Source organism: Sphaerisporangium sp. NPDC051011 (genome assembly GCF_040653595.1).
Lineage (GTDB): Bacteria > Actinomycetota > Actinomycetes > Streptosporangiales > Streptosporangiaceae > Sphaerisporangium.
On record NZ_JBFAGG010000015.1, the window covers coordinates 128,389 to 143,831 of the forward strand.

Here is a 15,443-nt window from a genome sequence, read left to right on the forward strand (position 1 = left end):
GCCGGTCAGCCCTCGTCCCCGGCCCCCGGCCCCTCCCCCGCGCGCGGGACGGCGGCGTGGGGGCCCTCGTCACGGGCGAGCCGCAGGCGGACCTGCGCGGCCACGGCCTCGTCGGGGTGGCTGAGGCCGTACTCCCACACCGCGTCGGCGTCCTCGTCCCGGCCGCGCAGCGGGAGCGTGCGCGCCAGCAGCTCGATCGCCAGCGCCGTGCCGTCGGCGTCCCCGCCGCCCTCGACCGCGCCCTCAACGGAGGCCGCGAACTCGCCGCAGGCCATGTCCAGGTGGGCCATGCCGAGCAGGACGCGCAGCCGCCCGGCGTCGGCGGCCCCGGGCACCTCCAGCGCCCCCAGGATCACGTCGGCGGCCTCCCCCGGCTCCCCGTCGCCGAGGAGCCGCTCGGCCAGCGCCTGGGCCGCCCGGGAGCCCACCAGGGGGTCGCGGGTGGCGAGCGCCGCCCGCAGCGCGGCCTCGGCCTCCGCGTCGTCCCCCCGCCGCGCGGCGATGCGCGCCAGCGCCATGTGCGCGGCGGGAAGGTAGGCGGGCGTGCCGATGCCGATCACGGCCTGCCAGGCGGCCCGGGCCTGGTCGCCCAGGTCCTCGCGCTCGAACCCGCGCGCCAGGTGGCAGGCCGCCTGCGCGGCGAACTCCGGGTGCCCGGTGGCCAGGGCCGCGCGGGCCGCCGCCCGGGCGCCCGCGACGTCGCCGCGCTGCTCCAGCACCAGAGCGAGGCCGACGGCCGCCTGGGCGCGGTCGGCCTCTCCGTCGTCGGCCACCAGCTCGGCGAAGATCTCGGCCGCGGCCTCCAGCTCGCCGCTCTCGGCGAGCCTTCGCGCGTCGTCGATCCGCCGTCCGGACTCCACCTCGTGCGCCGCCATCGGGACCTCTTCTCCGCGTCGGGGGGAACTGCCGGCCTCGCGACGCGAGCGCGCCGTCGCGCGCGACATATTATGCCGATCGGGACAGGCGGCGGAGGACGGTCGTCAGTCCTCGTATGCCTCCAGCGGGGGGCAGGAGCACACAAGGTTGCGGTCACCGTAGGCCTGGTCGATGCGGCGCACCGGCGACCAGTACTTGCCCTCCCGCAGCGCGGGCACCGGATAGGCCGCCTCGGTACGGGTGTAGGGGTGCTTCCAGTCGTCGGCCACCAGGCAGTCGGCCGTGTGCGGGGCGTTGCGGAGCGGGTTGTCGGCCCGGTCGTAGGCGCCGGAGGCCACCTTGGCGATCTCGCCCCTGATCGCGATCATGGCGTCGCAGAACCGGTCGAGCTCGGCGAGGTCCTCGCTCTCGGTCGGCTCGATCATCAGGGTGCCCGCCACCGGGAACGACATCGTGGGGGCGTGGAAGCCGTAGTCGACCAGCCGCTTGGCGACGTCATCGACGGTGACGCCGGTCTCCTTGGTGATCTGGCGCAGGTCGACGATGCACTCGTGGGCGACCAGGCCCTCGCGGCCGGTGTAGAGCACCGGGTAGTGCGGGGCCAGGCGCCTGGCGAGGTAGTTGGCCGACAGGATCGCCTGCTCGGTGGCCGCCTTGAGCCCCTCGCCGCCCATCATGCGCACATAGGCCCAGGAGATCGGCAGGATGCCCGCCGAGCCGTACGGCGCGGCCGAGACCGGGCCGACCGGCGCGTCGTCCTCCAGCGGGTGGCCGGGCAGGTAGGGCGCCAGGTGGGCGCGGACCGCCACCGGGCCGACACCCGGGCCGCCGCCGCCGTGCGGGATGCAGAAGGTCTTGTGCAGGTTGAGGTGGGAGACGTCCGCGCCGAAGGCCCCGGGCTTGGCCAGGCCCACCAGCGCGTTGAGGTTGGCGCCGTCGACGTAGACCTGGCCGCCGGCCTCGTGCACCCGCTCGCAGATCGCGGTGATCGTCTCCTCGTACACGCCGTGCGTCGAGGGGTAGGTGACCATGATCGCGGCGAGCCGGTCGCGGTGCTTGGCGATCTTGGCGTCGAGGTCGGCGACGTCCACGTTGCCCTGGTCGTCGCAAGCCACCACGACGACCCGCATGCCCGCCATGACCGCGCTCGCGGCGTTGGTGCCGTGGGCGGAGGACGGGATGAGGCAGACGTCGCGCTCGTGCTCGCCGCCCGCGCGGTGGTAGGCGCGGATGGCGAGCAGTCCGGCGAACTCGCCCTGGGAGCCGGCGTTGGGCTGCAGGGAGACCGCGGCGTAGCCGGTGACCTCGGCCAGCCAGCGCTCCAGGTCGGCGATCAGGGAGAGGTAGCCCTCGACCTGGTCGGCCGGCGCGTACGGGTGGATGCCCGCCAGCTCGGGCCAGGTGATCGGCTCCATCTCGGTCGTGGCGTTCAGCTTCATCGTGCAGGAGCCGAGCGGGATCATCGACCGGTCCAGCGCGATGTCCTTGTCCTGCAGCCTGCGCAGGTAGCGCAGCATCGCGGTCTCGGAGCGGTGGGAGTGGAAGACCGGGTGGGTCAGGTAGCCGGTGGTACGCAGCAGCTCTGCCGGCAGCGCGTCGGAGGCGGCGGTGTCCAGGTCGTCCAGCACGACCCCGTCCAGGCCGAACGCCTCCCAGACGGCGGCCAGGTGCTCGCCGGTGGTCTTCTCATCGCAGGTGACGCCCACGTGGTCGGCGTCCACCAGGCGCAGGTTGACGCCCCGGTCGCGGGCCGCGGCGGCGACGCCGGCCGCCCGGCCGGGAACGCGGGCCAGGACGGTGTCGAAGAACGCGTCGTGGACGACCTCGACGCCGCCGCCGCGCAGCCCGGCCGCCAGGATCGCGGCGTGCCGGTGGACGCGCTGGGCGATGCGCCGCAGGCCCTCTGGGCCGTGGTAGACGGCGTACATGCCGGCGATGACGGCCAGCAGGACCTGGGCGGTGCAGATGTTGCTGGTGGCCTTCTCCCGGCGGATGTGCTGCTCGCGGGTCTGCAGGGCCAGCCGGTAGGCGGGGCGCCCGTCGGCGTCCTGCGACACGCCCACCAGGCGGCCGGGCATCTGCCGCTGCAGGCCCTCGCGGACGGACATGTAGGCGGCGTGCGGGCCGCCGAAGCCGAGCGGGACGCCGAAGCGCTGGGAGGAGCCGACCGCGATGTCGGCGCCGAGGAAGCCGGGGGCCTCGGTGAGCGTGAGCGCGAGCAGGTCGGCGGCGACGACGACCAGCGCGCCGCGGGCGTGGGCCTCGTCGGCGAGGGCGCGGAAGTCCTTCAGGCGGCCACTCGCCCCGGGGTACTGGACGAGGACGGCGAACAGCTCGCCCTCGGGCAGGCCCTCGGAGAGGTCGGCCTCGGCCGGCTCGATGCCGAGCGGCTCGGCGCGGGTGGCGAGCACGGCCTTGGTCTGCGGGAGGGTGTCGGCGTCCACGACGAACACCGGGCTCTTGGCGCGGCCGGCGCGGCGGGCCAGCGTCATCGCCTCGGCGGCGGCGGTGGCCTCGTCCAGCAGTGAGGCGCCGGCGACGTCCAGGCCGGTGAGGTCGCTGATCATGGTCTGGAAGTTGAGCAGCGCCTCCAGGCGGCCCTGCGAGATCTCCGGCTGGTAGGGCGTGTAGGCGGTGTACCAGCCGGGGTTCTCCAGCAGGTTGCGCCGGATGACCGCGGGGGTGATCGTGTCGTGGTAGCCGAGCCCGATCATCGAGGTGAGCACCCGGTTGCGGGAGGCCAGCGCGCGCAGTTCGGCGATGGCCTCGGTCTCGCTCGCCGCGCCGGGCAGGTCCAGCGGGCCCTCGGCGCGGATCACCTCGGGGACGGCGACGGCCACCAGGTCGGCGACGGAGGCGTAGCCGACGGCCTCCAGCATGCGCGCCTGCTCGGCGTCGGCCGGGCCGATGTGCCGGGTGGCGAAGGGCGGTGCGGACAGGTCGCGAAGCGGTGACCGATCGGTCATGGATGCCCTCCAGTGGGGTAGAGACCGGCGCGTGGCACGCGCGTTTGCCGTCTCCCCCTCTGTCAGCGCGGTGCGATCACCGCGACCTGAGAGCTTCACCCCCGCAGGGGCTTGCACCGTCGGTGAGGCACGCCTGGCGGGCATGCCTGCTTTCCAGAGTCGCCTCACCCGCGCGGTACGTGAGCCTGAGAGATTCCGGGGAGGTTGCTCCTTCGGCGCCCGGGTCGCTCACCGGTGCCGCGGCCGCGGCACCGGCCCGCTCCCCGGGACTCTCCCGCGCGGGGTCGTAAGCCTTCGGCTCAACTGTACCGTCCCGCCCCTGGTAGGGGGTTACCCCAGTCCCCGCACTCCGTTACTCGGCCCGCCGGCCTGCGGGTTCGCCGTGCGCGGCCCCACACCGCGTACAACTGCGACCCCCTGCCCCGGCCCCCGGTAGGGGTGCGGGCCCGTTCAGCCCGTCTTGCGGGCCTTCCTGCGGCGAGCCAGCTCGTCACCCGGGTGATCCTCCGCGGAATCCGAGGCGGCCGGCTCGACCCGTTCCCCCGGCAGCTCCGCCAGGGACCCCTCGACCTCGCGCCAGACGCCGCCGAGGGCGATGCCGAACACACCCTGGCCGCCCTCGAGCAGGTCGATCACCTCGTCGGCCGAGGTGCACTCGTAGACGCTCACTCCGTCGCTCATCAGCGTGATCTGGGCCAGGTCGTTGACCCCGCGGTCGCGCAGGTGCTGCACCGCGGTGCGGATCTGCTGGAGCGACACCCCGGTGTCGAGCAGGCGCTTGACCACCTTGAGCACGAGGATGTCGCGGAAGCTGTAGAGCCGCTGGGAGCCCGAGCCATGGGCCGCCCGCACCGACGGCTCGACGAGCTGGGTGCGGGCCCAGTAGTCGAGCTGCCGGTAGGTGATGCCGGCCGCCGAGCAGGCCGTCGGGCCGCGGTATCCCACGTCGGCGGGCAGCGACGCCGGCCGCTCGTCGAACAGCAGGCCCTGCTCTCCCGCGCGCTCCCGCGCCGACCGGCGCTGGGCCGGATCGTGCTGGCCGGCCGTCTTTCCCTCGCCGCTGCTGACCGCCACTGCGGACCTCCGGCTTTCTCTCATCCCACGGTCTGATCTGGGGGTTCGTGAATTACAACCGTGGTTTCCCTTGCACCGTAGGACCGGTGCGATGCTCAGTCAACGATCCCGCCCGGCGCGTCGTGAAGCGTAAATGCCCGATATGGCTAACCCGCACGGCCGAAGTCCTCCGGGGTGATCGTGTCCAGGAACTCGCGGAACTTCTCGACCTCGTCCTCCTGGTCGTCGGGAATGATGACACCGGCCTCGCGCACGACGTCCTCGCTGGCGTAGATGCTCGCGCCCGTGCGAAGCGCCAGCGCGATGGAGTCGGAGGGACGCGCGCTCACCTCCACCCCGTTGGAGAACACCAGGTCGGCGAAGAAGATCCCGTCGCGCAGCGCGACGATGTTGACCGCCTGCAACCGCACGCCGAAAGCTTCGATCACGTCCTTGAACAAGTCGTGGGTGAGCGGCCGGGGAGGCGGCTCCTCTGCCTGAGCCAGGGCGATGGCCGTGGCCTCGGTCATGCCTATCCAGATCGGCAGATATCGCTCACCCTTCGCCTCCTTGAGCAGGACGATGGGCTGGTTGGTGGGCATCTCCACGCGAACCCCCACGACCTCCATCTGCAACACACGCGGCTCCGTCCCATTGGGTCACCGGCCCGTTCCAGGCCTGCTCCCTTGCGGCTCTCAGCTCGCGGCGTGACCATCGCCGCAAAATTCAACGTAACATCCCCGCACCCCGAAATGTCCGGGCGGCTCCGTCAGCGGCTCAGAATGCCCCGCAGACCGCCCCTCACCAGGGCGGTACGCACTTCCTGGAGCAGCGCGGAGATCTCGCGCGCGGTCTCCCCCGCCTGGCCGGCCGCGCCCGGGGCGCGCCGGCGCATCAGCGGCGCGACGGCCTGCTCGACGAGCCCGGCCTCGCGCTCGGCGGCGGCCTTGAGCACGCGCAGGTGGCGGGGGTGCAGGCCGAACCTGGCCAGCGCGCCGGTGGCCCTGGCCACGGTGAGGGCCTCGGCGTCGTACCAGCGGGCGACGGGGGTCAGCAGGCCGTAGTCCTCCAGCTCGGCGAGGGTCTCCTCGTCGAGCTCGGCGGCCTCCAGCAGCTCGGCGCGGCTGAGCCGGACCTCGGCGGGCGGGGCCTCGCCCCCGACGGCACGAGGCCGGGCCGCGGTCGCGCCGTCCGGGCCCGCCGTCTCCAGGTGGTCCTTGATCACTCGGAGGGGAAGGTAGCGGTCACGCTGGGCGGTGAGGATGTACCGCAGGCGCTCGACGTCGGCGTGGGTGAACTTGCGGTAGCCCGACGGGGAGCGCTGGGGCTCGATCAGCCCCTCGCCCTCGAGAAAGCGGATCTTGGAGACGGTGACGTCGGGGAAGTCCGCCCGAAGGATCTCGAGGACCTCCCCGATGCTCATGAACGCCCGGGCGGCCTGCGCGCTCATCACCGTTCCTCCTCACCCACGCGTGAGGAACACCAGCCGGAACTTGCCAATCTGGACTTCGTCGCCGCCGGACAGGGGGAGCTCCTCGATGCGCTCCCTGTTGACGTAGGTGCCGTTGAGGCTGCCGACGTCCCTGGCGGTGTAGTAGTCGCCCCGCCGGTAGAACTCGGCGTGCCGGCGCGAGACCGTCACATCGTCCAGGAAGATGTCGCTCTCGGGGTGGCGGCCGGCCGTGGTGAGCTCGCTGTCGAGCAGGAAGCGGCTCCCGGCGTTCGGCCCGCGCATCACCACCAGCAGCGCCGTGCCCGGTGGCAGCTGGTCGACGGCCGCGCGGTCGGGAAGGAGCGTCTGCCCCGTCGCCTCCGAGTCCATCGCCTCGATCCCGCTCAGGGAGATCGTCGAGGTCGTGTCCCCCACCGGCGTGCTCTCGGGTCGGCTCAGCGGCGACCCGCACCGTGAGCAGAAACGGGCGTCTTCAGGGTTGGCATTGCCGCACTGCGTGCAGTAGACGCTCGGCATCGATCGGCTCGGCCTCCTACCGCGAAGTCGCGGCGACGGTGCTCAGGGCGGCGTGCCTCGGTTCTTCGCTTCTCATGTTCCTCAGGCTGCGAATGCCGCAACATACGCTGATGAGTCGCAAAGGTCAAGATGAGGGCGTGCTCGCGGGTTCGGACATGCTTGGTGAGGCTCGCTCGGGCTCTCGCTGCGGGGGCCGGCGAGTGCTCGTGTACGACTTGCTCGCCTTTCCCCTTCCTGCCCGGCTCGCTGCGCCGGTCCAAAACTACCGCCCGCGCGGCCCCGCGGTCCATGCGCCGCGCCGGACGAATGTGACCGGAACCGGTGGGTAACGGTGGTTCAGGGGCAGATCGAACCCGTATCGCGCGGGCGGGCGGCCGCGGGGGGCGGGCGGTCAGGTGCCGACGGCCTGCTCGACCACGCGGGCCCAGCGCTCCAGCAGGGCCTGGGCGACGTCCAGGTCGTCGCCCTCGGCCCACAGGTGGGTGACGGCCTCGGAGGGGTCGGGCAGGATGAGCGCCCAGCCGCCGTCCTCCTCCACCACCCGGACGCCGTCGGTGGTGTCCAGGCGGTAGCCGTCGGCGGCCTCCACCACCGACCGCATGACGGCCCCCTTGGCCGCCCACGGCGTCGGCACGGTGCGTTTGAGCATCTTGGCCTGCGGGATGCGCGCGTCGATCTGGCTGAGCGACAGGCGGGTGCGGGCGACCAGGCCGAGCAGGCGCAGGAAGGCGGCCAGGCCGTCCACCGTGGGCGCGAACTCCGGGACGATGAAGCCGCCGCGCCCGTCCGCGGCGAAGATCAGCTCGGGGTCGGCCGCGGCCGAGGTGAGCGCGTCCAGGGCGGTGGAGGTCCACTGCACCTGGGCCCCGTGGAAGCGGCAGACCTGCTCGGCGACGCGGGTGGTGGTCACCGGCAGGGCCACGCGGCCGCCGCGGCGCTCGGCGGCCACCAGGTCCAGGACGACGAGCTGGGCGCGTTCCTCGCTGATGAGCTGGCCCATCTCGTCGACCAGGGAGATGCGCTCGCCCACCGGGTCGAACCGCACGCCGAACGCGGCCCGGGAGGACCCCACGAGCTCGGCCAGGCGCTGCAGGTCCCTGCGGCGCTCGGCGAGGGTCTCGGTCGGCGAGGAGTCGTCCAGGCGGTTGTTGACGGTCAGGACGTCGACGCCGACCCGGCCGAGCAGGCTCGGCAGCACCAGCGCCGAGGTGCCGCCCGCGCAGTCGATGACGACCTTCATCTCGGCGTCCCGCACGCCGGACATGTCGACCCAGCGCAGCAGCTCGCGGGTGTAGTCCTCCACGGCCCTGGCGGGGAAGCTGAGCTCGGCGATCTCGCCGGGGAACGCGCGCCTGAACTCCTGGCGCGAGAAGACCCGCTCCAGCTTGCGCTGGGCGTTCTGGGACAGGTCGGCGCCGTTCTCGTCCATGAAGACGATGTCGACGCTCTGGGGGTCGCCTGGGGTGGTCCGTAGGGCGATGCCGCCCGAGGCGGTCTCGTTGGAGGTGTGGAAGCGCGCCACGGGCATCGGGGCGGCCTCCAGGTCCAGCACGTTGATGGCGCTGGCGTTGAGCGCGCTGATCACGGCGCGCTTGAGGGCCCGGGCCGCGCGGGAGGAGTCACGCGAGGTGATGACCGAGGCGCCCTTCTTCAGGGTGGTGGCGTAGGCGCTGGCCAGGCGGACGCACAGCTCGGGGGTGATCTCGACGTTGACCAGGCCGGAGACGCCGCGCGGGCCGAACAGGCTGCGCTGGCCGCGCGACTCCCAGATCACGCTGGTGTTGACGACCGCGCCCGCCTCGATCGTCTTGAACGGGTAGATCTTCACCCCGGAGGAGACGTAGGCCTCGGCCTCGATGACGCACTCGTCGCCGACGACGGCGTTCTCCTCGATGCGGGCGCCGGTCATGATGTCGGTGTTCTTGCCGATGACGCATCCGCGCAGGTGGGCGCTCGGCCCGATGTAGACGTTGTCGTGGACGACGGCGCGGTGCAGGAAGGCGCCCTCCTTCACCACGACGTTGTCGCCGAGGACGGTGTACTCGCGCAGCTCGGCGCCGGCCTCGACCTTGGCGTAGCCGCCGATGTACAGGGGGCCCTTGAGGATGGCGTCGGGGTCGACCGAGGCGCCCTCGGCCACCCACACGCCCGGGGACAGCTCGAAGCCGTCGGCGTCCAGCCGCACCCGGCCCGACAGGGCGTCGGCCTGGGCCTTGAGGTAGCTCTCGTGGGTGCCGACGTCCTCCCAGTAGCCGGAGGCGACGTAGCCGTACAGCGGGGCGCCGCGGGCGAGCAGCTTGGGGAAGACGTCGCCCGACCAGTCGACGGCCGTGCCGGGGGCGACCTCGTCCAGGACCTCGGGCTCCATGATGTACACGCCGGTGTTGACCGTGTCGGAGAAGACCTGGCCCCAGGTGGGCTTCTCCAGGAAGCGCTGCACCCGGCCGTGCTCGTCCACGATGATGATGCCGAACTCCAGCGGATTCGGGACGCGCTTGAGCCCGATGGTGACCAGGGCGCCGTTCTCCTCGTGGAACCTGATCATGTCGGTCAGGTCGACGTCGGTCAGCGCGTCCCCGGAGATCACCAGGAAGCGCTCGTCGCGCAGCTTGCCGGCGGCGTTCTTCACGCTGCCGGCGGTGCCGAGCGGGATCTCCTCGGTGGCGTAGTGCAGGCTCATGCCGAGTTCGTCGCCGTCGCCGAAGTAGTTGCGCACGAGCGCGGCGAGGAACTGCACGGTGACGACGGTCTCGGTGAAACCGTGCCGTTTGAGCAGGCGGAGCACGTGCTCCATGATCGGCCGGTTCACCACGGGAAGCAGGGGTTTGGGCTGGTTGGCGGTCATCGGCCGGAGCCGAGTCCCCTCCCCGCCCGCCATCACGACGGCCTTCACAAATCACCCTCCGGAAGTTTCGTCACGGTGGGCACGCGGCCGCGCTTACGCGGGTGATCGCCGTGAGGTGCCGCCGAGGCGGCCCGACGATACGATCATGCCCGGCTCGCCTCTTCGATGAGCCGGCGTCCCTGAACCACGTAAAGCGCCCCCGCCCACCAATAAAGACCTGTTCCCCAGATGGCGAAGGCCCATCCCAGGATCCGGGCGACGTCGGCGTACCAGCCGTCGTGGGACGCCAGGAAGAGCAGCGGGAAGGCGTACAGCAGGCTGGCCGTCGCCGTCTTGCCGAGGAAGTGGACCGGCAGGGCCGGGCCGAAGCCGTACCTGCGCAGCACGGGGACGCCGAGCAGGAGCACCAGGTCCCTGCCGACGAGCAGCGCGGTCAGCCACCACGGGATGACCTCCCGCAGGGTCAGGCCGATCAGCGTCGCCAGGATGTAGAGCCGGTCGGCCAGCGGGTCGAGCAGCCTGCCGAGCCGGCTGGTCTGGTTCCAGGCGCGGGCCAGCTTGCCGTCGAGCCAGTCGGAGAACCCGGCCGCCATGAGCAGCGCCAGGGCCCACCCGTCGGCCCTGGGCCCGAGCACGAGCCACAGGAACACCGGCACGCCGAGCAGTCGCAGCATGCTCAGGACGTTCGGAACCGTCCAGATCCGGTCCTCGGCCGATCTCACCGGCTTGCTCCCCTCATGCCCCCGCGTCGATCTGCTGCCGACCCTACCGGGGCGCGGCGCGCGGCGGCGGGGCGGGCGGCCCGCCGCCCCTCCTTCTGAAGACCGACGCCGAGCCGATCATGAGATCCACCGCATTGGGGAAGCGAGCACGCCCCGCCGTTCTCTAAGGTCGTGGGCATGGCCAATGACACAGCCCTCTTCTTCGGGCAGTTCGTACGATCGCCGGGCAAAACCGGCGCGGTGGCGCCCAGCTCCCTCCGCCTGGCGCGGGTGGTCGCCTCGCCCGTGCCCGAGCGCGGGGAGCCAGTGATCGTCGAACTCGGGCCCGGGACCGGCGTGTTCACCGGCGAGATCCAGCGCCGCCTCGGCGGCCGCGGCCGCCACCTGGCCGTCGAGATCAACCCGGTGCTGGCCGCCCGGCTCTCCGAGCGCCACCCCGGAGCCACGGTCGTCGCCGCCGACGCCTGCGACCTGCCCCGCCTGCTGGAGCGACACGGCCTGACGCGGGCCGACGTCGTGGTCAGCGGGCTGCCGTGGGCGGCGTTCCCGGCCCGGCTGCAGGACCGGCTGCTGGAGGCCATCACGGCGGTGCTCGGCCACGACGGGGCGTTCACGACCTTCGCCTACACCCACGCCCGCACGCTGCCCCCGGCCCTGCGGTTCCGCCGCCGGCTGACGGAGGCCTTCGAGGAGGTCGTGCCGAGCCGCACGGTGTGGGGCAACCTGCCCCCGGCGTTCGTCTACCACGCCCGCCGCCCACGCGCCTGACCCGCCGCGCCGAAGGCGCGGCCATAGACACTGGAGGTCACGGTGGACTTCACGCTCCCGGAGAGCGCCGAGGACGTCCGTCGCGGCGTCGCCGCCATCTGCGCGCGCTACGACATGGACTACTGGCAGCGGTGCGAGGCGGAGAAACGCTGGCCGGAGGAGGTCTGGGCCGAGCTCGCCAAGGGCGGGTGGCTGGGCCTGGCCGTGCCCGAGGAGTACGGCGGCGGCGGCCAGGGCCTGCTGGAGCTGGCCGTGGCGACCGAGACGCTGTCGGCCTCGGGCTCGGCCGGAGGTTCGGCTTTCACGTACGTGCTGACGCCGGGGTTCGGCGCGCTGACCCTGGCGCGGCACGGCTCCCCCGAGCAGAAGGCGGCGCTGCTGCCCAAGCTGGCCACCGGTGAGCTGGAGACGTGCTTCGCGCTCACCGAGCCGGACGCCGGGTCCAACTCGCTGGCGATCTCCACCTTCGCCCGCCGCGACGGCGGCGAGTACGTGATCAACGGGCAGAAGATCTGGATCACCGGGGTCCAGCGGGCCACCTGGATGCTGCTGGTCGCCCGCACGATCCCGGCGGCCGAGGCCAGGCCCCGCACCAACGGGCTCACCGTGTTCCTGGTGGACGTGCCGAAGGCCGTGGCCGAGGGGCGGCTGTCCTACCAGCCGATCCCGAAGATGGGCGCCAACACCACGCCCTCGAACATGGTGTTCTTCGACGACCTGCGGGTCCCCGCCTCCGACGTGCTCGGCCAGGTGGACCAGGGCGCGGTGGTGCTGTGGGACGTCCTCAACCCCGAGCGCATCCTGCTCGGCGCGAGCGCCCTGGGCGGGGCGGAGGTGGCGCTGCGCGTGGCCGTGGCCTACGCCAAGGAGCGGGAGGTCTTCGGACGCCCGATCGGCGCCAACCAGGCCATCGCGTTCCCGCTCGCGCAGGTGAAGGCCAAGATCGAGCTGGCGCGGCTGATGCTGTACAAGGCGGCCTGGCTGTTCGACCGGCACCTGCCCTGCGGGACCGAGGCCAACATCGCCAAGCTCACCGCCTCCCAGGCCGCCTGGGAGGCCGCCGACCACGCCTTCCAGACCCACGGGGGCATGGCGTACTCCCTGGAGTACCCGGTCGCCCGCCTGCTGGCGGACGCGCGGATCGGCAAGGTGGCGCCGGTCACCGAGGAACTTCTGCTGAACTATCTGGCGACCCAGGTGCTGGGACTGCCCCGCAGCTTCTGACGCGCGGCCCGGCGAGGCCGCGCCTCCCCGCGGGTCAGGGGATCGCGGCCTCCACCAGGGCGTCCACCAGACGGTTGTCGTTGCCCCGCTCGGGGTGCCACTGGACGCCCACGCAGAACCGGTGGCCCTGGAGCTCCACGCCCTCGACGATCTGGTCGTCGGCCCAGGCGATGGCCATCAGGCCGGCGCCGAGCCGCCGCAGGCCCTGGTGGTGGGGCGTGGACACCTCGATGTGGTCACCGATGGCCTTGCCCGCCTTGCTGGACACGCTCACCTGGATGGCGTGCGGCGTGCTCGCGGCGTGCCGGTCGTGGTGGACGGCCTCGGGCAGCCACCGGAACAGCGAGCCGCCCAGGGTGACGTTCAGGACGTGCATGCCGCGCGCGACGCCGAGCACCGGCACGTCGGCGTCGATGGCCGCCTTGGCGAGCGCCGTCTCGAACCTGTCGCGCCGCGGCTGGGGCTCCTCGAGCCGCTCGTCCCGCTCCTCACCGTAGACCGCCGGGTCGACCTCCACGCCGCCGGCGAGGATGAGCCCCGACAGGCCGCGGACGTAGCCGTCCACGGCGCCCAGGCTGAGCGGCGGGACCAGCACCGGGGCGCCTCCCGCCTTGTCCACCGCCTTGGCGTACGCGGGCGGCGAGAGGACGGCCTCACGCACCCAGCTGCCCCAGCGGGCGGCGTCGAAATATGTGGTGATACCGATAAGCGGTCGGGACATGCGGTCTCCAGGGGCTCGCGCACGGTCGTGCCGCCCTGTGGCGGCACCCAGCCCAGTAAGCGGTGGCAGACCAATCATGGCGCACAACATTTCCGGGTATGTCACGTATCCGGGTATCAGTCACGTCTCACTGACCCCATGAGTCACATCCGTCCCAGCGCCCCGCTCGCCCGCCGGGCGCGGTCCGCACGGGCTCCCGCGCCCCCTCCGCCGCGCCGGACGCCAGGCGGGCGGGGAAATGAGAGACGGATTCACCATTTCGCCCGCACCGGCGGCGGGCCCATGATTTCGACGATCGAATACGAATAAATCTCTCATTCAGGCCGTTTTCCTGCTGTCCTGATCGGCTATTACGGAGAATCAACCATCAATTACGAACAGTTCGCTTTACCGCCACCTTGTGGTGAAACGGTTGTGAGGGGCATGAGGGAATGGAAGACTCCAATTCGAGCGATCGGTCGCGCCGGGGCCGCCGGACGCTCACCGACCCGGAACCGTCAGGAGGTGGCACGACAAGACCGGACATCGTTTCCGGTCTATTAGGGTGGCGTCGACAAATGTCGTTGAATCCGCGTCTCGTCAAGGAAAGTTTCTCGGACCTCCAGCCCGTCATGGGCAAGGCCGTCGCGTACTTCTACGGGAGGCTGTTCGCTGAGAGCCCACTCCTCCGCGGGCTGTTCCCGCCCGCCATGGACGTCCAGCGGGACCGCCTCTTCGGGGCGCTCACCCGCGTCGTCTGGAGCCTGGACAGCCCGGACAGCCTGCGCAGCTACCTGGGACAACTCGGCCGGGACCATCGCAAGTACGGCGTGTTACCCGAGCACTACACCGCCGTGGGCAACGCGCTCCTGGCCACGATCAAACGCTTCGTCGGCGACGGCTGGACCCCCGAGGTCGAGGCGGCGTGGGCCGCCGCCTACACGGCCGCGGCCAACATGATGATCGAGGCCGCCGAGGCCGACGCCGGGGTCTCCCCGGCCTGGTGGACCGCGGAGGTCGTCGACCACGAGACCCGCGCCCCCGGCCTCGCCGTCATCACGCTGCTCCCGGCCGCGCCCCTGCCCTTCGCCGCCGGCCAGTACGTCAACGTGCAGACCCCCCGCTGGCCCCGGGTCTGGCGCACCTACTCCATCGCCAACGCGCCCCGCCCGGACAACACCATCCGCCTGCACGTGCGCGCCGTCCCCGGCGGATGGGTCAGCACGACGCTGGTCTCCCGGACGCGCGTCGGCGACTCGGTCCTGCTCGGCCCGCCCGTCGGCGCCATGACGCCGCCGGAGGGCGAGCACCCGCGCGACCTGCTGCTGGTGGCCGGCGGCACCGGCCTCGCCCCGCTGAAGGCCATCGCCCAGCACGTCATCGCCTCCGGGGACCGCCCCAACATCCACCTGCTGTTCGGCGCCCGCACGGCCGCCGAACTGTACGACCTCGGCGACCTGATCCGGATGGAGGCGCACTACCCATGGCTACGGGTCGTCCCCGTCGTGTCCGCCGAGCCCGCCTACGACGGGATGCGCGGCACGCTGCCCGACGCGGTGCGCCGGTTCCACTCCTGGACCGAGCACGAGGTGTACGTCTGCGGGCCGCCCGCCATGGTGAGCGAGATCGTGCGGCTGCTGGAGGACGACGGCGTGCCGCCTGGCCGGATCCACCGGGATCCGGTCCGCGAACCATGAGGGCACGCGCCTGCCCGGAAACCGGCCTTCCGCGCAGGGTAACCAGATATCGCAGGACGATCCGGGCGATCTGATCACCAAATCGCGGGGAGTCCGGCGGACGCCCCGCCGACGTGACACGATGATGCCGATCCGCGCGCAGCGGCCGACACGTCGGCCGGGCGGCGCCACGCCGTGACGGGGGGAACGGCGACGCGGCCCGGCCCCGCGAAAGAAAGGGCGACCATGCTGGGCACCCCGCCCGCCGCCGGCCCCCGGCGGCACTCTCCCCCCTTCGCCCGGGCCCGTCAGACCACGCCGGCGGTGCGCTGACTCCCATGGCCAAGCCGGTCACGCTCGTGACATTCGTGCTGCCCAGCGCGCTCGGCCACTGGGGCAGCGGAGCGACCGAGGTGCGGGTCTTCGCCGTGGCGGACTCCGCCGAGAGCCGTCCCACGCTCGGCGCCGCCCTGCACACCCTCCGACGCACCCATCCGATGCTGGAAAAACGCCTCTGCGACGAGTACGGCGGGATCCGCCGTCACATCAGCATGTTCGTCTGCGGCGAGAACGCCCGGCGGCTCGGGGGGCTGGACTGCGCCTTACCCCCCGGAGCCGAGGTGTACGTGCTGCCGGCCCTGTGA

General features: G+C 72.3%; 13 protein-coding genes and 1 riboswitch. Of the genes, 4 read left to right on the forward strand and 9 right to left on the reverse strand.

Features of this window, described 5'->3' with window-relative positions; genetic code table 11:
* Positions 1–5: 5 nt before the first annotated feature.
* From AB0H21_RS30590 to AB0H21_RS30625, 8 genes are all read right to left on the reverse strand, one after another.
* Complete coding sequence (locus tag AB0H21_RS30590) at positions 6–875, reverse strand: hypothetical protein (RefSeq protein ID WP_358523449.1); 870 nt, start codon at positions 873–875, stop codon at positions 6–8.
* Between the two features lie 105 nt (positions 876–980).
* Positions 981–3,842: an aminomethyl-transferring glycine dehydrogenase gene (gene gcvP, locus AB0H21_RS30595; protein WP_358523452.1), complete on the reverse strand. Its 2,862-nt coding sequence runs from the start codon at positions 3,840–3,842 to the stop codon at positions 981–983.
* A 163-nt stretch (positions 3,843–4,005) separates the two neighbouring features.
* A riboswitch (glycine riboswitch) is annotated at positions 4,006–4,129 on the reverse strand.
* Positions 4,130–4,292: 163 nt separating this feature from the next.
* Entirely contained in the window at positions 4,293–4,916 is a 624-nt protein-coding gene (locus AB0H21_RS30600; protein WP_358523455.1) for a MerR family transcriptional regulator, read from the reverse strand.
* A 146-nt stretch (positions 4,917–5,062) separates the two neighbouring features.
* On the reverse strand, positions 5,063–5,533 hold the full coding sequence (locus AB0H21_RS30605; protein WP_358523458.1) for a bifunctional nuclease family protein: 471 nt from the start codon (positions 5,531–5,533) through the stop codon (positions 5,063–5,065).
* Between the two features lie 131 nt (positions 5,534–5,664).
* Positions 5,665–6,345: a MerR family transcriptional regulator gene (locus AB0H21_RS30610; RefSeq protein WP_358523460.1), complete on the reverse strand. Its 681-nt coding sequence runs from the start codon at positions 6,343–6,345 to the stop codon at positions 5,665–5,667.
* A gap of 12 nt (positions 6,346–6,357) precedes the next feature.
* Positions 6,358–6,864, reverse strand: a complete 507-nt coding sequence (locus AB0H21_RS30615; protein ID WP_358523463.1) for an FHA domain-containing protein — start codon at positions 6,862–6,864, stop codon at positions 6,358–6,360.
* Between the two features lie 391 nt (positions 6,865–7,255).
* Positions 7,256–9,757 carry a mannose-1-phosphate guanyltransferase gene (locus AB0H21_RS30620; RefSeq protein ID WP_358523464.1) on the reverse strand — a complete coding sequence of 834 codons (2,502 nt, stop codon included), beginning with the start codon at positions 9,755–9,757 and terminating at the stop codon, positions 7,256–7,258.
* A gap of 95 nt (positions 9,758–9,852) precedes the next feature.
* Entirely contained in the window at positions 9,853–10,431 is a 579-nt protein-coding gene (locus tag AB0H21_RS30625; RefSeq protein ID WP_358523467.1) for a CDP-alcohol phosphatidyltransferase family protein, read from the reverse strand.
* A gap of 177 nt (positions 10,432–10,608) precedes the next feature.
* On the opposite strand from AB0H21_RS30625, the gene AB0H21_RS30630 reads away from it, so the two are divergent.
* On the forward strand, positions 10,609–11,199 hold the full coding sequence (locus AB0H21_RS30630) for a methyltransferase domain-containing protein (protein WP_358523470.1): 591 nt from the start codon (positions 10,609–10,611) through the stop codon (positions 11,197–11,199).
* Positions 11,200–11,241: 42 nt separating this feature from the next.
* Positions 11,242–12,423, forward strand: coding sequence for an acyl-CoA dehydrogenase family protein (locus AB0H21_RS30635; protein WP_358523473.1), 1,182 nt, complete (start codon positions 11,242–11,244; stop codon positions 12,421–12,423).
* A gap of 34 nt (positions 12,424–12,457) precedes the next feature.
* On the opposite strand, the gene AB0H21_RS30640 is transcribed toward AB0H21_RS30635, so the two are convergent.
* Complete coding sequence (locus AB0H21_RS30640; RefSeq protein WP_358523476.1) at positions 12,458–13,144, reverse strand: gamma-glutamyl-gamma-aminobutyrate hydrolase family protein; 687 nt, start codon at positions 13,142–13,144, stop codon at positions 12,458–12,460.
* A 557-nt stretch (positions 13,145–13,701) separates the two neighbouring features.
* On the opposite strand from AB0H21_RS30640, the gene AB0H21_RS30645 reads away from it, so the two are divergent.
* Positions 13,702–14,820 carry a globin domain-containing protein gene (locus AB0H21_RS30645; protein WP_358523479.1) on the forward strand — a complete coding sequence of 373 codons (1,119 nt, stop codon included), beginning with the start codon at positions 13,702–13,704 and terminating at the stop codon, positions 14,818–14,820.
* A 317-nt stretch (positions 14,821–15,137) separates the two neighbouring features.
* Positions 15,138–15,443: a hypothetical protein gene (locus tag AB0H21_RS30650; protein ID WP_358523482.1), complete on the forward strand. Its 306-nt coding sequence runs from the start codon at positions 15,138–15,140 to the stop codon at positions 15,441–15,443.